The organism is Sagittula sp. MA-2 (assembly GCF_030126985.1).
GTDB lineage: Bacteria > Pseudomonadota > Alphaproteobacteria > Rhodobacterales > Rhodobacteraceae > Sagittula.
Genome location: NZ_CP126145.1, coordinates 2,060,833 through 2,082,205, shown reverse-complemented (window position 1 = coordinate 2,082,205; position 21,373 = coordinate 2,060,833). Strand labels below are relative to the sequence as shown.

5 protein-coding genes (1 of these 5 cut by a window edge) are annotated in these 21,373 nt (G+C 67.9%); all 5 read left to right on the top strand.

What is annotated here, in order from left to right; translation table 11 throughout:
• The first annotated feature begins 142 nt into the window (after nucleotides 1-142).
• Nucleotides 143-1,009: a xanthine dehydrogenase family protein subunit M gene (locus QNI11_RS10100; RefSeq protein ID WP_283983308.1), complete on the top strand. Its 867-nt coding sequence runs from the start codon at nucleotides 143-145 to the stop codon at nucleotides 1,007-1,009.
• Nucleotides 1,006-1,488, top strand: a complete 483-nt coding sequence (locus tag QNI11_RS10095; RefSeq protein ID WP_100930586.1) for a (2Fe-2S)-binding protein — start codon at nucleotides 1,006-1,008, stop codon at nucleotides 1,486-1,488. Before QNI11_RS10100 ends, QNI11_RS10095 begins: the two co-directional genes overlap by 4 nt.
• The gene (locus QNI11_RS10090; RefSeq protein ID WP_283983307.1) at nucleotides 1,488-3,725 is read left to right on the top strand and encodes a xanthine dehydrogenase family protein molybdopterin-binding subunit; all 2,238 of its coding nucleotides are present in this window, start codon (nucleotides 1,488-1,490) and stop codon (nucleotides 3,723-3,725) included. The genes QNI11_RS10095 and QNI11_RS10090 overlap by 1 nt, the downstream gene beginning before the upstream one ends.
• Nucleotides 3,725-3,973 carry a MoaD/ThiS family protein gene (locus QNI11_RS10085; RefSeq protein ID WP_283983306.1) on the top strand — a complete coding sequence of 83 codons (249 nt, stop codon included), beginning with the start codon at nucleotides 3,725-3,727 and terminating at the stop codon, nucleotides 3,971-3,973. The genes QNI11_RS10090 and QNI11_RS10085 overlap by 1 nt, the downstream gene beginning before the upstream one ends.
• 595 nt (nucleotides 3,974-4,568) lie before the next feature.
• Nucleotides 4,569-21,373, top strand: partial view of an LEPR-XLL domain-containing protein gene (locus tag QNI11_RS10080; protein ID WP_283983305.1) — the start only. The gene runs 22,288 nt beyond the window's last position; only the first 16,805 of its 39,093 coding nucleotides appear in the window; the start codon lies at nucleotides 4,569-4,571; its stop codon lies off the right edge, out of view.

The following is a 21,373-nucleotide window of genomic DNA, read 5'->3' as shown; positions in this document are numbered from 1 at the left end:
CGTTCGACGCCCCCGGCCGGCCGCTCTGATCATGCGATACACGTTGAGAAGGCGGGCCGGAGGGGGTGGCGCAAACACCCGGTTTCGGGGCAGATATGAATCGGGCGGATCGGACGCCCGCCGCCATACGCAAGGAGGTCACATGCGATATCACAGTCCCACCAGTTTCACGGACGCCGCGGGCATTGCCGCGGGGGCTTCCGGGCTGACGCGGTTCCTTGCCGGCGGGACGGACGTCCTTGTGCAGATGCGTGCGGGCATGGTGCAGCCGGACGACCTGATCGACCTCAAGAATATCCCCGGCGTCAGCGAGATCACTCCCACGGACGACGGTGGTTGGCGCATCGGGGTTGCGGTGCCCGGCATCGCGCTTGGCGCACATGCGGGGTTGAAGGGTGACTGGCCCGGCGTGGTCGGAGGCATGGAACTGGTGGGATCGACCCAGATCCAGGGCCGCGCGACGCTTGCGGGAAACCTGTGCAACGGGTCGCCCGCGGCGGATTCGGTACCGGGCCTCGTGGCCGCCGGTGCGACGGTCGAAATCACCGGTCCCGACGGCACGCGTACAATGTCGGTAGAAGAGATCCCCGCCGGCCCCGGCAAGACGAACCTCGGCAAGGGCGAGCTGATCAGCGCGATCCTGCTTCCGGCGCGGGGACAGCACGGCGGCGACGCCTACCTGCGGTTCATCCCGCGGACAGAGATGGACATCGCCGTGGTCGGCTGCGCGGTCAACCTGACCCTCGACGGTGACAAGGTGAAATCGGCGCGCATCGCGCTGGGGGCCGTGGCGCCCACGGTGATCCTCGTGCCTGAGGCGGCAGAGGCGATCATCGGCACGACGCTCGACGACGACGCCATCGCCGCGCTCGAAGCCGCGGCCCGGGGCGCGGCCAAACCGATCAGTGACAAGCGCGGGACCACGGAGTTCCGCGTCGACGTCGCGGGTGTCCTTGCGAAGCGCGCCGCGCGCATCGCCTACGCCCGCGCGAAAGGAGAACAGGCATGAGCAAGATCCATGTGACAACGACGATCAACGGCGATCCGGTCGAATTCCTCGCCGACCCGCGTGAAACGCTGCTGGACTGCCTGCGCGACAAGGTGGGGCTGACCGGCTCCAAGGAAGGCTGCGGGACGGGTGACTGCGGCGCCTGCAGCGTCGAGCTGGACGGGACACTGGTGTGCTCCTGCCTGGTGCTGGGCGTGGAGGCGGACGGCAAGTCCGTATCCACCATCGAAGGCATGGCATCAGACGACGAGCTGCATCCGCTGCAGCGCAAGTTCATCGAACACGCGGCGCTGCAGTGCGGGTTCTGCACGCCGGGCATCCTCGTCGCTGCAAAGTCGCTGCTGGCGAAGAACGCGGACCCGACCGAGGAAGAAGTGCGGTACTGGCTGGCGGGCAACCTGTGCCGCTGTACCGGCTACGACAAGATCGTGCGCGCCGTGATGGATGCGGCGGCTGAAATGCGTCAGGAGGTGGCGTGATGGCGAAAGACGGATTGAACGAATTCAAGCTGGTCGGCACGCGTCCTGACCGTCCCGACGGTCTCGACAAGGTGACGGGTCGGGCGCGGTACGGCGCAGACTTCTCTCTGCCGGGAATGCTATGGGGCGCGGTCGTGCGGTCGCCCCATGCCCATGCGAAGATCGTGAAGATCGACGCGACCAAGGCGCTCGCGATGGAAGGGGTGAAGGCCGTGGTGACCCGCGCCGACTTCCCCACCGGACTGACCGGCGAGGACTGGGACCTTCAGGAAAACACCATCGCGGGTGAGAAGGCCCTGTATGACGGGCACGCCGTTGCCGCGGTGGCCGCCACGTCAAAGCTGATCGCCGAAGATGCCGCACGGCTGGTCGAGGTCGAATACGAGGTCCTGCCGCATGTCATCGACGTGGACGACGCGATGGCCGAGGGCGCGCCGGTGATCCGCGAGGGCGCCGCCGATCCGACCGTTCCCGAAGGGCTGCATCCCAACGTGGTCAAGTACATCGAGTTCGGGCACGGCGACGTCGAGAAGGGCTTTGCCGACGCCGACCTCGTACGGGAGAAGTCCTACAAGACCGAGGCGACGCACCAAGGGTACATCGAGCCGCACGCCTGCGTCGGCCAGATGGGCCGCGACGACAAGGGCGAGATGTGGGTTTGCACGCAGGGCCAGTGGTTCATCCGCAAGATGTGCACCGCCGTTCTGGGCGTCGAGGTCTCGCAGCTGCGCGTGACTCCGTCAGAAATCGGTGGCGGCTTCGGCGGCAAGACCACGATCTTCATGGAGCCGCTGTCGCTGGCGCTGTCGCGCAAGGCGGGCGGGCGTCCGGTCAAGATCGTCATGAGCCGGTCCGAGGTGCTGCGCGCCACGGGGCCGACCGCCTCGGCGTCGATGGACGTCAAGATAGGCATGAAGAAGGACGGCACCATCACCGGGGCCCGGGCGGAGTTCCGGATGCAGGGCGGCGCCTTCCCGGGCGCGCCTGTGGACATGGCGCTCTATTGTGCCTTCGCGGGCTACAAGCTCGAGAACGTCCAGCACATCGGCTACGACGTGCTGGCGAACCGTCCGAAATGTGCGGCCTACCGTGCACCGGGGTCGCCCATGGCCGCCTTCGCCGTCGAGAGCCTTGTCGACGAGATGGCCGCCGAGCTGGGTCTGGACCCCATCGCCGTCCGCGAAACCAACGCCGTGCGGTCCGGGGACAAGTCGTCCTACGGGCCCAAGTTCGGCTCAATCGGTCTGGTGGAGGTGCTGGACGCGCTGAAGGACCACCCGAACCTGAAGGCGGAGCTGGGCGAGAACCAGGGCCGCGGCATTGCCGTGGGCTACTGGTTCAACCACAACGGCGAAACCTCCGTGTCGATGGCGATCGGCGAGGACGGCACCGCGCAGGTGTCGATCGGCACGCCGGACATCGGCGGCAGCCGGGCCTCCGTCGCGCTGATGGTCGCGGAGACGCTGGGCATCCCCTACGAGGACGTGCGCGTCAACGTGGTGGAGACCGGCGCGCTTGGCGTGAACGAGCCGACCCACGGCAGCCGCGCCACCTTTGCGACCGGCAAGGCCGCGGTGGAGGCCACGGGCCATGCCATCAAGGAGATGTGCCGCCGCGCCGCTGCCGAATGGGGCATCGACGAGGACGCGGTGGAATGGGTGGACGGTGCCGCCCAGCCCGCAGGTCCCAACGCGGGCAAGTTCCCCCCGATGACGATCAAGGAAATCGCGGGCAACATGGGCAGCACCGGCGGTCCGATCTCCGGTCACCATGAATCGGTGCCGGACGGTGTCGGCGCCTCGTTCGGGGCGCATGCCGTCGATCTGGAGGTCGATCCGGAAACCGGGCGCGTGACGATCCTGCGCTATCTCGTCGTGCAGGACGCAGGGAGGGCGATCCACCCGTCCTACGTCGAGGGCCAGTACCAGGGCGGCGCGGCGCAGGGCATCGGCTGGGCGCTGAACGAGGAATACGTCTACGACGACAAGGGCCGGCTGGCGAACCCGGTGTTCCTCGACTACCGCGTGCCGGTGGCCTCCGACCTGCCGATGATCGACACGGTCATCGTCGAAGTGCCGAACCCCGGCCACCCGTTCGGTGTGCGCGGTGTGGGCGAGACGGGCATCACCCCGCCGCTGCCGGCCATCGCCAACGCCATCGCGGACGCGGTGGGGGTGCGCATGACGCATCTTCCGATCAACCCGCCGAAGCTCCTCGCGGCGCTGAAGGCGCGCTGATGGCGCAGGTCACGGTCCACCTGTGGTCCGGCCTGCGGCGTCTGACTGACGGCGCCGAAGCGGTCGAGGTCGAGGCCTCGACGGTGGGCGAGGCACTGGATGCGGTGGCGACGGCGCATCCGGGCGTCAAACCCGTGCTGGATGCGGGCGTCTCCGTCGTCATCGACGGTGAAATGACCACCTCCCGTCATCAGCAGGTCACGCCTGAGAACGAGATCTACCTGATGCAGCGTCTCAAGGGCGGCTGACACACGCTGTCCATGTGACGAGCGCGTCACAAAGGGGCCGACCACCTGCGGGTCGGCCCTTTTGCTTGTTCAGGCAGACCTCCTTCGCGCGCTGCAGGGCGCCATCCGAAACCGGGCCATGGCGGAAACTGGAGCAACGGAAGCGGCCTGCTTTTCTGGTCCGATGACCGAAAGGCTGGACGGCAAACGGATCTTTGCTTGCCGTATTCAGGGATGGGCGACTGACCGATTCTCCCCGAAGTTGCGCGGCGCTGCCCAATTTGCAGACGTCGGGCAAGTTCAAAGTTAATGTTTGAGCAAGAAAAAAACCTTGGTTCGTGAGACGCCCTGACCTAGGGTAAGCCGATAGATTCATCGCTTATTGTCGATGGCTGCTCTTCGCTCTTGTTTTCCAGTGTAAGTTTGGTGCGCAATTTTTATGCGCGATCAATTAGTTAGACGGCAGACGTCGGCACACTGTCCGAGGGAGACTTCGATGGCACTGCCGTTCGAACCGCGTTCCAGCAAGCGCGAGAAGCGTTCCACTGCATCTTGGGATCAGGCTTTTTCGTGGTTTACCGACCTCGGGACACGATCTTTCCGAAGGACCAGGCGCATGGCGCCCGGTGGGAAACTGCCAGGGCTGAAGATGGAGGCGATGGAGCCTCGTTTCCTGCTGTCGGCCGATGCTGCGCCGTTCCTCGCGGACATGTCGATGACGACAGGAAACGACTACCTGCTCAAGTACGACTCCCTGACGCAATCCATCAACCTGTACGACAAGCAGGCGAATTCCCTCATCGCCCAGCGTCTCGTGCAGGAAATCACCTACGTCCGGGTTACGGGCACGGCAGGCGACGATTCACTCGAACTGGACTTCAGCGACGGCTTCGTGTCGCCCATCGACATCCGCTTCGACGGCGGCGACGGCGCGGACACTGTCACCCTGTCCGGCGCGACGCTGGATGCCGTGACGCTCAGCATCAGCGGCGAAGGGTCGGCGGACATCAAGATGTCGGACGTCAGCCACACCCTAAGCCTGTCGCTGACCGGCACGGAGGCGGTGCACGACCAGAACACCGCGACGGACCGTCTTTATTCCGACGCGACGACGCATGGCCAGAACATCCGCATCCAGGACAACAGCGGCAGCACGGCCGACAACATCGGCACGATAGCTGGCGATGGCTTGCTGGCCTACACCTTCACCGCCGAGACCGGGACGATCACCGTCGATGCTGGAGTGGGAGACGACGATATCGCCCTCGAGTCGCTGGACACTGGACTTGCGGGCCGCGTGCTCCTGAGCGGTGGCGCAGGGACAGACGCCGTGACCGGACCGCCGGTGGATCTGACCTGGACCGTGACCGGCGAGAATGCCGGCGAGGTTGCAGGTGTGTCCTTCGTTTCGGTGGAGACGCTGATTGGCGCCGCCGATACGGAGGACGTTTTCCTCGTTCAGGCCGGGGGCTCCCTCTCTGGCGGACTGGACGGCGGGACCGGCGGTTTCGACACGCTGGTCTTCGACGGCGGATCGTTCCAGAGCGTCGAATACCTCGCCTACGATCTGCACTCAGGGGTCATCACCCGCGACGGCGTTTCGCTGAACTACGCCGGGCTCGAGCCGATCAACGACAATTCGGATGCCGCGAACCGGGTCATCGACCTGTCCAGCATGTCGGACACCGCGGAAATCACGCAGGACGGTACGGGCCTGCACATCACGCCGAGCCTGTTCGGCATAACCATTCCCCCCAACATTCCCGCCGGCCTGACCTTCGAGACGGTGAACATCGCCACGCTGCCGACCGAGTCGCTGACGATCAATCTTGGTGACAGCGCGGATTTCCAGGGCGATGCGATCCCGTTCCTGTCGCGCGACAAGGTGACGATTTCCGGCCCGGTCGACCTGGGCAACATCCACCTGACCATCGACGGGCAGGGCGACAAGGACCAGGTGGTGATCGCCGGCGACCTGACCGTAGGCGACCTGACCGTCAACGCCGAGATCATAGACGTGACCGGCAGCATCACGGCCAACATTGAGACAGTCGGCAGCCACACCTCCACCGGGACGGTGACGTTGAATGCGCTGGCCGAGGACGATGGCGTGATCGTGGACGGCGATTCCCCGTCGTTCCTGCAGGGCATCGGCCTTGAAGGCTTCTTCGTCGCGGCGACCACGGCGACCGTCGAGGTGTCGGGCAGCATCACCGCCGGTGGCGCGCTTGTCATGACCGCCGAAGGTGCGGTGAACATTTCCGCGGGCACCGGCGATCTGGCCGGCGCCGGCGTGCTCGACCTGACCGGCGTGGTGGCCCTGCCGGATGTCGCCGTGCGCATCGACGGGGCGACTCTGTCCGCCGAAAGCGTGACAGCGACTGCAACCGCCGATATCGACGTGACCGTGGCGGACGACGCGGATGCCGACGACACCAATTCGACGACCGCCGATGCGGCGGTTTCGGTCGTGGCAGTCTACGGCGACAGCGCCATCGTCGTCGACGGGGCAAGTGCCATCACCGCGACCTCCGGTGCCGTGACACTTGGCGCCGTGTCCGAACTGAACGTGGCAACGAAGGCAGACGGCTCGACCGAGGCAGGCGCGAAGGGCGCGACGCTGGCGGTTGCGACCATCGGGATCACCACCTCCATGAGCGTGGCCTCGACCGCCTCGATCACCGCGGGCAGTGGCGATGTGGCACTGGCCTCGACCCTGACGTCGGTCGTGTCGACCGAGGCGATCTCAACCCAGGACGGCGCCGACGACGGCGCGGGAGCCAACCAGTCTGAGCAGCGTCTGCAGGACCCGAACGACGACGGCGACACCAGCGACCAGGCGGCGGGCCAGGGCGGCAGCGTGAGCTTCGCGGGCGCCGTGGCGGTGACGGATTACCGGCCGGTGACGCTGGTGACGCTGGGCGGCACGGTGAACAGCGGACAGGCGCTGACCCTGACGGCGCTCACCACCGACAGCGTGACGACGAAGGCGGACGCCTCCGTCACCGGATCGGGCGGCGGCGCGACCGGTGTGGGCATCGGCGTGGCCATCGGGATCGTCGATTCCAGTGTCAGCGCGGCGATCACCGGCGGCGATCTGACCGCGGCGAACGGTGTGACGCTCCTTGCGCACATGGACGCCGACGAGACCTTCAGCATCGAGGCGATCTCCGGCATCGGGGACGGGGCGAAGACCGCCGTCGCCGGTTCGCTGGCCATCCATGTGGGCCTCGCCGACGTGACGGCCACCGTGGGCGGGACCCTGGACCTGAACGGATCGAACCTGAGCGTGTCGGCGCTGTCGGAGACGCGCACCGTGACGCGCGCCGTGCCTTCCGAGGACGGCGTGACGGGTGAATCGACAGGCGTCGGCGCCTCGGTCGCGCTGGCGATCATCGACTACCAGACCTTTGCCGGTGTGGACGACAACGCCACGATCACCAATGGCGCGGACCTGACCCTGTCTGCGACCAGCAACCAGGACGTGGAGACCGTGGCCAAGAGCGGCGCAACGGGCGGGGCCTCCGGCACGGCCTTTGTTCCGGTGGCTGCGATCACCATGCTGTTCAGCGACACGGCGGCGGAAATCGGTGTCGGTACGGGCGCTGTCAGCTTTGCCGGTGACATTGGCCTCAGTGCCACCCATGACGCGGGCGCAGAGACGACCGGCGAAGGCAATGCGGAGGGCGGCACAGCCGTCGGCGTGTCCTTCGGCCTGACGGTCGACGAACAGACCTCGATGGTTCGCGTTCTGCGCGACCTGGCGTCGACCGGCGGCGCCATCGCGCTGACCTCCACCAGCCTGATCCGGTCGCGTACTGACGCCAAGGCGTCGGCGGCAGGTGCGGCGGAAGATGACGGCTCCAGCCCTGAAGGCGTGGATGACACCACCTCGCAGCAGGCCGGGTTCGCGGACGATCAGGCAGCGGCCCGCACCGGCTCCGGCCCGCGCACCACCGACACACAGTCGGCTGAGGGACAGGGTGGCGGCAAGATGTCCGTCGCGGCGGCAATCTCGCTGACGATCCAGAACGTGGACACGGTGACGGTTCCGGCGGACGGCGTGTCGATCACCGCAGATGAGGGCCTGTCGCTTGTCGCCCTGTCGAACGTGGATGCCCTGGCCGACGCCGATGGCAGCGCGTCGAAGGGGACGAGTGGCTCCATAGGTGCGGCAGCATCGCTGACCTATTCCAATGTCTCGACGCTGGCATCCTCCGGCGCGGGCACCACGCTGACCGGCGACGGGATCGAGATCCGCTCCGGCGTCGCAACCCGCAACGTGCCGCTGACCGTCCAGTCCGGCAAGGCGCTGGATGAGGACGCCGACACGATCTTCCTGGGTGAGGACCACGGGCTCAGCACCGGCGACGCGGTGGTCTACACGAACAACAGCGGCGGTAACGACATCGGCGGCCTGACCAGCGGCCAGACCTATTACATCGTCGAAGACACAAATGGCCGGGTGAAACTGGCCGCGACGGAGCCGGACGCAAACGCAGATCCGGCGGTGACCATCGACCTGTCGCTGAACGCCGCCTCCGGCGAGCACCAGCTTCAGAAGGGCACCGAGGACGCCAAGACCTTCGATCCGACGACGGACGTGTTCGGCCTCGACAGCAGCGAGAAGTCGAGCCTGCGGACGGGTGACGCGGTCACCTACACGACGAACGGCACCGACACTGACATCGGTGGCCTGACCAATGGCACAACCTATTTCGCGATCATCGACGAAGAAGGCGACCTGAAGCTGGCGACCAGCAGTGAAAACGCGCTGAAGGGCGAGGCGATCGAGATCACCTCCGCCGGAAGCGGCACGTCGCACCAGCTGGCAGAGACAGTCAGCCGCGCCGCAGCGGATTCCACGTCGGGTGCGTCCGACGGCGACCTCGGCATCGCAGGATCGCTGGCGATCAACGTCGCCGAGGTGAACACCAACGCAACCCATGCGGATACCTCGACGGCGGTCCTGCGGGACAGCACCGGCGGCGATGGCGCGGTGGGCGCGCTGACCGTTTCGGCAACGGCCGAGACGATGGCCGGGGTCGACGCAAACGCGCAGCAGTCCGAGGCGGGCAAGACCGGGGTCGGCTTCTCCTTCGGTCTGAACATCACGGATCACAACACGCGGGCAACCTATGAAGGGGGCGCGCTTCTGGACACCGTCACCGGGTCCCCGGATGACGTGACAGTCGAGGCATCGGGCACCTATTCGATGCTGACCAATGTCGAGGGCGGCGCGCAGTCCACCGGCGGCACGGGCGCCACGCCGGTACTGGGCATCTCCGTCGCCATGAACGACACCTCTGCCGTGTTCGAGGACGGCGATGCGCTGACCATCGGCGGCGATCTGACCGCCAAGGCCACCCATGTGGCGGACACCACGACCATCGCGAAGGGCGACACGAAGGGCACCGACGCGGCCGTGGGCATTTCCTTCGCACTGACCGTGGCCGAAGATGACGTCACGGCGCAACTGCTGCGCGACGTGACCTCCACCGGCGGCGGCGTGTCGGTGACGGCAGAGGGCGCCTCTGCCTCCACGACCGAGAGCCAGGCCAGCGCCACGGGCGCGCCGGAAGACAACAGCAGCCAGAACGTCAACGACCAGACCGGCGCGCAGGCCGGTCAGGCGCAAAGCCAGAGCGCGGCCCGGACCAGCAGCGGGGCGACCCCGTCGTCCGCGTCCACCGGGCAGGGCCAGGCGAACGCGTCGAACAACGGCAGCAGCCTGACGGTCGCCGCAGCGATCAGCCTCAACATTGCCGACATGGATGTCATCGCCAGCATCGACAACGGCGCGGTGGTCAATACCACGGGCGCGGTGGAGGTCACGGCGCGCGGCAACATGGACGCGCAGGCGGAAGCGGACGGCAGCGCCACGACGATTCCCACCTCCGGTACCAACAGCACCAACATCGGCGCCGCCGTGGCGTTGAACTGGGGCTCCGCCGACATCGACGCGACGCTTGGCGACGCGGATGTGACGGCCGGCGGCCTGACGATTCAGGCGCTGATGTTCGAGCGCGGCGACGATGACACCCACACATTCGGCGCCAAGGCGACCTCGGGCGCTAGCGGCGGCTCCACCGGCGTGGCGGGGTCCTTCGCGTTGAACCTGCCAAGTGTGTCGACCTCCGCGCTCGTGTCGAACGACGCGGTCGTGGCCATCACGGGCGCGGGCGACGTCGTGGTGAAATCCGTCTCGAAGACTGAATCCTCGGTCGTGGCAGGGGCAGCCACCGACGCGAAGAAGGCGCAGTCGACCGGGTCCTCGTCCTCCGGCGGGACAAGCGGCACCAGCGGTACCGGGTCCAGCTCAACCAAGTCGGGCAACACCATCGGCGTGGGCGTCTCCATCGGCGTCAACGTCTCCGACATGCTGACGGAGGCGTCGCTGGGCGGGAATGCCGCGCTGACCGGCGCGCAGAACCTGACCATCGAGGCCGACGGCACCCACGCCATGACCACCAGCGTCGAGGGCGGGGCAGAGGCGGCGGGCGGATCGGCGGTGACGCCGGTCATCGGGATCAGCGTGGCCCAGAACGCCGTGCGCGCGGACCTGCCCTCCGGTGCCGAACTGACCATCCTCGGCGACCTGACGGTGAAGGCGTCGCTTGATGCCGACACCTCCACCGACGCCAACGGCAGCGCAGATGCGACCAATGCCGCCATCGGCGCGTCGCTGGCCCTGACGATCACCTTCGACAGCGCGGTTGCCACATTGTCCCGCTCGGTGACGGCGGGCGGTGCGGTGCTGGTCAGCGCCGCCGCCGTGACCGTCAGCCGGGGCGACGCGCGCGCCTCTGCCGTGGGGTCCCAGCAGGCGAACTCCCAAGGTCAGGCGCAGACATCCGGCGGCAGCGTCCAGAGCCAGACCGACAACCAGGTGACCGAGGCCAACAACCGCTCGGCCACATCGGGCACGGGCAACACCGCCACCAGCCCCAGCAACCGCCAGCAGACCAACAGCGGCCAGCTGACCGTCGCCGCCGCCATCGGCATCAACATCGCGCAGACGGAATCGCGCGCGGTTCTGGCCGGTGCGCCGGGCACCCCGATCACGGTCGAGGCGGACGGGGCCGTCACGGTGAAGTCCGAGGCCAATGACGATGCCAACGCCCGCGCGGACGGGCAGGCCACGCTCAAGAAGAAGGCGAGCCAGGGCAACAACACATCGAACGACACCACCATCGGCGCGGCCATCGCGGTGAACGTCGCACAGATCGACAACATCGCCCTGATGAACGACGCGTCAGTCACCGGCAACGGGATCAACGTGCAGGCGGTCATGGCGGCGCGCGAGGTGAAGGTCGAGGCCAGCGAACTGTCCGCCGTGGATACCGACGCCGACACGATCTTCGTGGGCGAGCCGGAGGTGGCGTTCACCACGGGTGAGCAGGTCACCTACAACATGGGCGCGGGCGGCACCGCCATCGACGGGTTGACCGACGGCACGGACTACTACGTCATCCTCGGCGACAACGGCACGATCCAGCTTGCCGCCAGCCAGTCGGATGCGGAGAAAGGCAAGGCCATCGACCTGAAGGACCAGGGCGCGGGCGATGCCCATGAACTGGTGCGCACGGCACAGACGCCGGAGAACACCACCGCCGATCCGGTTGAATTCGACCCCGACGAGACACGGGTGGAGATCGTCTTCGACAATCCGGGCGGCCTCCAGACGGGCGAAGCGGTGGTCTATGACACCGACGGTGCCGCCATCGGCGGGCTGACGGACGGTGAGACCTACTTTGCCATTGTCGAGGCGGACGGACGGCTGAAGCTGGCCGCCAGCCGCGACGACGCGATGAAGGGCGAGGCCATCGAGCTGACTTCTGCCGCGTCGGGCGACGCGCACAAGCTGACGGAGGCGGCGCACAGCAACGGCGCCACTTCGGTGTCCGGCGCATCGGGCGGCAAGACCAGCGTCGCGGGCTCCGTCGCGGTGAACGTGGCGCTTGGCGAAACCTCGGCGCTGTATGGCGAGACGGCGCAACTGACAGTCACGGGCGGTGGCGCCAGCACGGTCGAGGCGAAGGCCGCAACCTACACCCTGACGCGCGCCCTGTCGGCCAAGGACACCGCCGGCAAGTCGCTGGGACTGGGCCTGTCCTTTGCCATCGGCGTGTCCGAGCATGACGTCCTGGCCTCCGTCGCGGGCGGTGCGACCCTCGCGGACTTCGGCGACCTCTCGGTTTCGGCAACAAGCGATCACGTCGCGGCCACACAGGCCAAGGCGGGCAGCGTGACGACGGCGACAGACGGCACCTCCGTCGGCGGGTCCCTCGCGCTGATGGTCTCTCTCAACGACACCGAGGCGACGGTACCCGCGGGGGCCACCGGCCTGTCGGTGGACGGCAACCTCTCGGTCACGGCGGCGCATACGCTCGACCTGCTGACAGAGGCCGACGCCGACACCAAGGGCAATACCGGCGTGGGCATCGCGCTTGGCATGGCCTGGGCAGAGGACGACACGCGGGCATTGCTTGGCCGCGATGTCTCGGCCACCGGGCCCACGGCGGACGATGTGACCGTCTCTGCCACCAGCGTCACCACCGCGCTCACCGTCTCGCAGGGCAGCTCTCAGGGGGCGAAGAAGAAGCAGTCGAACGGCGACGGCACCACGGCGAACGAACAATCGGCCAGTGCCACCGGCGCGGCGAACCAGCAGTCGGGCGCGACGCTGAACGACCCGCAGCCCGGCTCTCAGGTCCAGAGCGGCAACAACACTGCGGCCACCCAGACGACCAATCCGGGCGGGCAGGGCGGCAACGGCCAGCAGTCGACCCAGCAGACCACCGGCGGAGCGGTGCAGGTGGCAGGTGCCATCGCGGCGACGGTGATCGTCTCCGACGCGGAGGCCGTGGTCGAGGACGTGACCATAAACGCGACCGGCGACATGACGGTCCGGGCGCTGAACGATGCGGATGCGTCGTCCATCGCCACCGGGCTGGCACTCAACACCTCCGACGGCCAGACAGGTGTGGGCGCCGCGGTCGCGGTGAACGTCGCCGTGCTGAAGGCGAAGGCCACGGTCGCCGCGGGCACCATCTCCACCGGCTCTCTGACCGTGGAGGCCGGGACCTCCGACGGCGAGACGAACGAGATGCAGACGGTCGCGCTGGCCGGTGCGGGCGTCAAGCAGAAGTCGAACCAGCAGCAGAACCAGGGCGGCGGCGGCACCAACACCAACGGCGGGCTCGCCATCGCGGGTGCGGCTGGCGTCAACTACTACGAAAGCGACACGGACGCCTCCATCGCGGATGGCGCCACCGTGACCGCGGTCAGCGGCGATGTGGATATGACCGCGCGGCAAAGCGTCGGCGTCCAGAACATCGCGGGCGGCGCATCGCTCCTGCTGAGCAACAGCAACGGCGGCGGTGGCGGCGGGTCGGGCAGCGATGGCGGCACCAGCGTCGGTGCGGCCGTGGCGGTCAATATCGTGCCCATCGACACGGATGTGAGCATCGGCGCGGGTGCCACGGTGACGGCTCAGGGCTCGGTCAGCATGCTGGCCGACAGCGAGATCGTCCCGATGGAAATCGTGATCCCCGACGTGCTGCCCGAGGCGCTCGGCATCGGCGAGATCGAGACCGGACTCTTCGTGACCGGCCTTGCCATCGGGGCCTCCATCGCCTCCGGCGGCGGCGACCAGCAAGGCAGCGGTTCCGATGCGGGTGCCGGATCGGCGGTCATCAACGTATTCACACCCGACACGCGCGCCATCGTCGGCGCAGGGTCGACCATCACGGCCACGACCGGCGACATCTCGGTCCGTGCCGAGTCCGAGACGCGCGTGACCGATTCCGCCGGGCCTCTCGGCTTCTCCACCAGCGGCTCCGGTGTCGGCGTGGGTCTCGACGTGACGGTGCACGAGGCGACGACGCTTGCGATCATCGAAGGCGGCGATCCGTTGGGGACACCCACGACGCTGCAGGCCGGTGGCAACATCATCGTGGAAGCGCAGTCCGTCGAGGACTTCTTCCAGCTCGCGGTGAACGTCGGCGCGGGCGACAGCACCTCAGGCGCGGGTGGCGCAAACGTTCTGGTCAACATCACGGATACCCAGGCCCGGATCAACAACGCGCTCGACGCGGCGGACGGTGCAGCCTCCGTTGCGGCGGACGGCAGCGTCGTGGTGCAGGCGCGGTCGAAGACCATCGCGGACAGCTATGCAGGATCGGGCGGCGGCAGCCTGAGCGGTTCGGCGGTCGGCATCTCCGTCGACGTGCTGGTCGACCTTGATGACACGCAGGCGATCATCGGCAACGGCACCGACATAGTGGCGCGCGGCAACGGGGCCAGCGGTGTCGAGATCGCAGGGGACACTTTCGACAGCAACGGCGATCCGGTGACAGAGACGGTGCGCGGCCTGGCCGTCACGGCCTCCAGCTACGACGCCCTCTACCAGCTTGCCATCGCGGCGTCGGCCTCCCTCGGGTCGGACAACAGTGGCTCGAACGGCGGCGGCGGTGGCAGCAGCCAGTCGGGTGGCGGCAGCAGTACGACCATCGGCATCGCAGGGGCCGTGACCATCGCCGTCCTGAAAGGCGAGACGAAGGCTGTGCTGGGCGACGACGTGGACGTGAATGCCGACGCGGCGGCCAACAACCTCGAAGCGCACGCCCTGCAGGGCATCACCATTCGCGGCACGGACCAGACCACCATCGGCCAGGATGCCGGCGGCGGCACCTTCGCGCTGAACGGCGATGTGGGCCTGACCGGATCCGTCGCGGTGATCGATTCCGACCAGTCCGTCTGGGGCACCGCGCTTGGCGACAACACGCTGCGGTCGAAGGGCGGCGGCGTCACGCTCGACGCACATGGCGCGACCGACATCGACACGCTGGTGATCGCGATTGCGGGTGTCGTGGACACCGGGTCGTCGAACCAGCAAAGCTCCAGCGGCGGCGACATCAAGTTCGCCGGGGCCGGTGCGGTGACGGTGAACCTCGTGGACAACGAGGTACTGGCAGAGGTGGGTGCCGACAGCGAGATCGCCACCACCGGCGCGCTCAGCATCCAGGCAGAGGACAGCTCCGACATCACCTCCGACTCCGGCGGTGTGGCCTTTGCACTCAGCACCGGCCAGTCGCAAGGGGGGACCACGGCGGGCTCCGTCGGGGCGTCCGTCGCGGTGAACGATATCACGCAGACCATCCGGGCCACGGTGACGGACACGCCGATCACGGCGGCCAGCGTGGACATGGACGCGATCAACAACGCCGAGGTCGATACGCTGACCATCGCCGGGTCGGCTTCCGTCTCGAACAGCTCCACCGCTTTCGGTGGCGCGGGCTCCGGGTCCGGCAACTACATAGACGCGACCACCATCGCCAGCATCTCGAACCCCTCGGGCGTGCAGGTGGTGAGTGCAGCGGGCGGTGCGGTTTCCGTCAACGCGCTCGATAACGCGAAGATCAACGCCGATGCCGGTGCGGGTGCGCTGGCCGTCTCCACCGCCAGCAGCGGCAACAATGCGGGCGCGGTTGCCATCGGTGCGGCCATGGCCGTGAACCACATCACCAAGACCACCACGGCAGAGGTGCACGCCGCCACCGTCACCTCCGCCGCCTTCACGACCGAGGCGCTGTCGACCTCCGAGATCGACGCCTTCACCTTTGCCGTCTCGGGATCGCTGTCGTCCGGCAGCGGCACGCTGTCCCTGTCCGGCGCCGGGTCGGGTTCCGGCAACGAGGTCACGTCCTCCGTGCTGGCCTCCGTCCGGCAGAGCAGCATCACCGCCACCGGTCCGGTCACGATCAACGCGGCCGAGGCGGGGCGCATCGACGCGACCACCGGCTCTCTCGGCATTGCGCTGAACGTGGGCAGCGGCACCGGTGCCAAGGTGGGCGTCGGCCTCGGGATCGCGGTCACGCTGAACGACGTGACGGCATCCGCCATTGCGGAATCCGAAGATACCTCGATCAACGCCGGCACGCAGGACGTGTCGATCACCGCGGACAACACCGCCTCCATCGACTCCACGGCCTTCGGCGTCTCGCTGAGCGTTTCGACCTCCCAGAGCGGTGCATCGGTCGGTGTGAGCGCTAACGTCGCGGTCTCCCTCAACGACATCAACCTGGAGACCCGCGCCCTCGTGACCGACACGGCCGGGGGAGACTCGGACTCCGTCGTGGCGGGCGACCTGACGGTCAGCGCCACGGACAGCGGCAACATCACGGCGGATGCGACATCGGTTGGCCTGGCCGTCTCGTCGTCGAGCAGCAGCGTGTCCGTCTCGGGCGCGGTGAACGTGTCGGTCGCCGACAACACCATCACCTCCACGACCGAAGCGCTGATCGACTCCGTCGATGCGACACTGAGCGGCGCGGTCGACATGGATGCGTCGTCCGAGAAGGTCATCACCGCGATCGTCACCGCGGCGTCGGTCGGTGTCAGCCTTGGCAGCGGCAGCGGGGCGTCGGCCTCCCTGACCGGGGCGGGCTCCCGATCCTACAACGAAACGACCAATTCCGTGTTGGCGGTGATCCGCAATGCCGACGTGACGGCCACAGGCGATGTCACGCTCGACACCGTGGATTCGACCGAGATTTCCGCCACGCTGGTGGCGGTGGCAGCGTCGGTTTCCGTGGGCGGCGGCAGCGGCGCATCCGCCTCCCTGACCGTTGCGGTGAGCGACGCGCAGAACGTCATCCAGAACACCACGCGCGCGGTGATCGAGGGCGGCTCCGAAGTCCGGTCCACGGGCGGTGCGATGCGGCTCGACGCTTCTTCCGACGGGTCGATCACGGCAACCGCCGTTGCGGCCTCGCTCGGGGTCAGCACCGGCGGCGGCAGCGTGTCACTGAGCGGGGCGGGTGCCGGTGCCAACGCCGACAACAGCATCAGCAACACGGTCGAGGCCGGCGTTCTGGGCGCGTCCGACGCCATCGTGGACGGTGCGCTGGACATCACTGCAACGGACGCGGCCAGCGTCACGGCGACCGTCGTCACGGCGGCAATTTCGGCCGACCTGGGCGGTTCCGGCTCAGCCAATATCACGCTGTCCGCCGCGGTGTCCCTTGCGGACAACAGCATCTCGAACACGGTGGCGGCGCATGTCGTCTCGTCCGGGATCGACGCGGGCGGTGCGGTGACGATCAAGGCGGACTCGACCAAGGCCATCGACGCGGTGCAGGTCGCCGCGGCCGTTGCGGTATCCATCGGGTCGGGCACCGTGTCGTTTGCCGGCGCCTTCGGTGTCGCGCAGGCGCAGAACACCATCGGCGGATCGACCACCGCGGGCATTTTCGGCGCGGACATTGCCAGCATCGGCGGCGGGCTCGACATCGACGCGGTCAGCGGCAGCACGATCAACGCCACGCTGGTGGCCGCGACAGCCTCCGTCTCGGCAGGGTCCGGCACGGTGTCGCTCGCCATGTCGGCGGCCATCGCGCTGGCCACGAACGAGATTTCCAGCGTCGTCCTTGCGGGCATCGACGACACCCCGGTAATGACAACCGGCGGCGCAGTGACGGTGGACGCCACCAACAGCAGCCAGATCGACGCGACCTCCGTCGGGGTGGCCATCGCGGTCAGCGCGACCAGCGGCAGCGTGTCGCTTGCAGCGGCGCTGGCGCTGGCACAGGCGAACAACACCATTCTCGGCAGCACCGACGCCATCGTCTCCGACAGCGGCGTGACGGCGGGCGGCGCGGTGGGCATCGGCCTGACCGACAGCGCACAGATCAACGCGGACGTGATCGCGGCCTCGGTCTCCGTCTCCCTGAGCAGCGGCGGCGTGGCGGGCAGCCTTTCGGTTGCAGTGGCGCTGAGCGAGAACGTGATAGGCGGTACCGGCCGCGCAGCCATCGATACGGCAAGCGTCGTGGCGCAAGGCGGCGGCGTCACACTGGATGCCGTCAGCACCAAGTCGATCACCGCGACCGGTGTCGCGGCGGCAATCAGCGTATCGGGCAGCGGCAGCGTCGCGGTGTCCGGTGCAGGCGCGGGTGTCGATGTCAGCAACACCATCACCAACACCTTCGGCGCCGAGATCCTGAACGCGCCTCAGGTGCAGGCGTCCGGTGCAATCGGCGTCACCGCTTCGGATACGTCGACGATCACGGCGACCATCGTATCGGGCGCGGCAGCCGTCGCGGTCGGCGGCTCGGCCTCCGTCGCGGGGGCCGTGGCCGTCACGCTGGCAGAGAACACCCTTTCCGGCGCGCTGGTGGCGCGGATCTCCGGATCCGATGTGGATGCCCTTGGCGGTGGCGTCAACGTGGCGGCTACTGCGAACAATACAATCGATGCGACCGCCGTGGCGGCCAGCCTGTCGGTGTCGGCGTCGGGCAGCTTCGGTGCCGCCGGTGCCGGGGCCGGGGCCAGCGCTACCAACACCATGACGAACAGCGTCAAGGCGCTGATCGAGAACGGCAGCGACGTGGATGCGGCGGGCGCGGTCACCGTCTCGGCCACCGACAGCTCGTCCATCGAGGCGGAAGTCGCCTCCGTCGCGGCGTCCATCTCGGGCAGCTCGACCGCCGCGATCTCCATCTCCATCGCGGTGCCCATCGCCACGAACTCGATTTCCACCGTCACGCTGGCCAGCATCGACGCCAGCGACGTGGATGCGACCAGCGTCTCCGTCACCTCGCTGCGCGACGGGTCGATCACCGCCGTCAGCGCGGCGGTCTCCGTGTCGATCTCGGTCTCCGGCTCGTTCAGCCTTTCGGCGGCGGGTGCGGGCGCCGTGGCGGACAACTTCATCGGTGGCGGCGGCGAGGCGTCGATCCGCGGCAGCAACGTCACAACGACGGCTGGCGGCGTGACGGTCGAAGCCGACGACACCAATTCCATCAGCGCCACGCTGGTGGCGGCATCGGTCGGCGTAGCGGGCAGCGGCGGGGCGTCCATCAGCCTCGCCATCGCGGCGACGGTCACGACCAACGAACTGACCGGCACGACGCTCGCCACCATCCAGGGATCCGACGTGGATGCGGCGGGTCAGATCACGGTCGACGCGCGCAATGAGAACACCATCGACGCGACAGCCGTGGCGGCGGCGATTTCCGTTGCGGGTGGCTACGTGGGCATTGCCGGGGCCGGGGCAGGGGCGAAGTCCGTCTCGTCCATGTCGAACACAGTCGAGGCGTCGATCATCGACTCGCCCGACGTGGATGCGGATACCGGCGTGACGATCAACGCCGAGGACGCCTCCACCATCACCAACGCCACCGCCGCAGCGGCAATGGCCGTGGGCGTCGGCGCGGGCGGCGGTGCGGTCTCTGTTGCCGTGACCCTTGTGGAGGTCAACTACGACACCGCCGTCAAGGCGCACATCGGCGGGTCCGACGTGCGCACCACAGGCGGCGACGTGACACTGACGGCCCTCGCATCGGGCACCATCGACGTGGAAGGCTACGGCATCGGCGTAGCAGTCTCCGGCGGTGCGGTCGGTATTTCCGGCGCGGGCACCGGCGTCGTGACGCGGGTCAACGCGGGCAGCCTGGTCGAGGCGTCGATCTTCGGCGGCTCCGACGTGCGGGCGCTGGACGGTGCGGTGATCCTCGACGCGCAGGACCAGTCCGGGATCGACGTGGACGCGCTTGGCGTCACGCTGGCGGCCTCCGGCGGCTCTGTGGCGCTGTCGATCTCTGCCACGGTGATTGTGGCAGAGACCGAGATCGAAGGCACCGTCCGCGCAGAGATCGACGACAGCAACGTGGTCGCCGGCAACGGCAATGTCGACGTTCTGGCGTCGTCCTCCACCTCCTCCGACCTCGAGGCGACGGGCATCGCGCTTTCGGCTGCGGGCGGAACCTTCGGCGGCAGCATCGCGCTGGCGGCGGGCGTGGTCCACAACACCATCGCGCAGGTTGTCGAAGCGGTGATCGACAACGCGGACACCGCAGACGGCCAGGCGGTCACGGCCAGCGGCGCGGTCAACGTCTCGGCCGAGGATTCGGTCATGATGACGGCGATCTCGCGTGCGATTTCCATCGCAGTGTCTGGCGGTTACGTCGGTCTGGCGGTCTCTGTGTCCGCTGCCGTCGCGACCAACACGCTGGCCGGATCGACCATCGCCCGGGTTCAGAATTCGCGCGTCGACTCAAACGGCGGTCCCGTGACCGTCACCGCGCAGACGTCGAGCCAACTGGACACCCAGCCCATCGCCTTCGCCTTCTCGGCGTCGGTGGCCTTTGCCTCGCTGGCGGCCGCCGGTGCGGGGGCGTCAGGCATCAACACGGTCACACGCGAAGTGTCCTCCACCATCGAGGCGGCGTCCAACGTGACCGCCAACGGCGCGGTGACGGTCGAGGCGCATGATGTGCTGGAGGCCAACGCCCAGGTCGGTTCCGCCGCGGTCAGCCTTGGCCTTGTCGGTTTTGCGATCAGTGTCGCCATCGGCAAGAATCTGATCGCGACACAGGTGCTTGCGGCGATCGACGACAGCACCGTGACGGCGGAGGCGGGCAACATCCTCGTCGATGCCGACGCGACCCATGAGGACGGCGACATCGTCACCGAGGTCAGCATGGTCAGCGTCAACGGCGTGCTGGGCGGCGCCGGTGCGGGGGGCGAGGCTGTTTCGCAACTGGAGACCGACGTGACCGCGCGCGTGCGCGGATCGCAGCTGACGGCGCAGGGCGTTGGATCGACCGTGGACGTGGATGCGGACAGCATCGACTGGGCGCGGGCAGAGATCATCGGCGTGGCGGTGTCGCCCGTGGGGCTGGCGATCTCCGCGCTTGTCTCCACTGGCATCGTCGAGGGCGCGACACGCGCCGTGGTCGATGGAAACACCCAGATCACCGCGGACGGGGCGCTGGACGTCACGGCGGACAGCGTGGCCAAGGGCCTGCCGGAAGGCGACGCCATCGCGGTCGGCGGCATCGGCGGCGCGATCACCATCATGGACGCGCAGGTGAACCGCGTGACCGAGGCCTATGTCGGCGGTCAGGTGGCACCTGGCACGCTTGTGGACACGCGGCTGGACCGCATTTCGCTGCCCGGCCAGGATGTGTCCTTCGTGGATGGCGAGATTGTCACTTACAGTTCCAACGGTGGCACCGCCATCGGCGGGCTGGTGAGCGGCCAGCAGTACTACGTGCTGGCAGGTGAGACCGGGACCATCCAGCTTGCCGCGCTGCGGACCGGCGAGAGCCTTGTGAACCTCGGCGACAACACCATTCGCGTGGGCGATCAGTCAGAGCCGCTCGTGACCAACGACGAGGTGCGCTACCAGGCCAACGGCAACGATGTCATCGGCGGGCTGACCGACAACACCACCTATTACGTGAACGTCCTGTCGGGAGGCCGCATCCAGCTGATGGACGCGCCGAACGGTAACGTGATCGACCTGACCTCCACCGGGGGTGCGGGCACGCACACCATCGAGCGGGTGAACCCGAGCGAGGCGGACATCAACTTCGACCCCATTACCGTGACGGAGGATCAGGATTTCCTGGC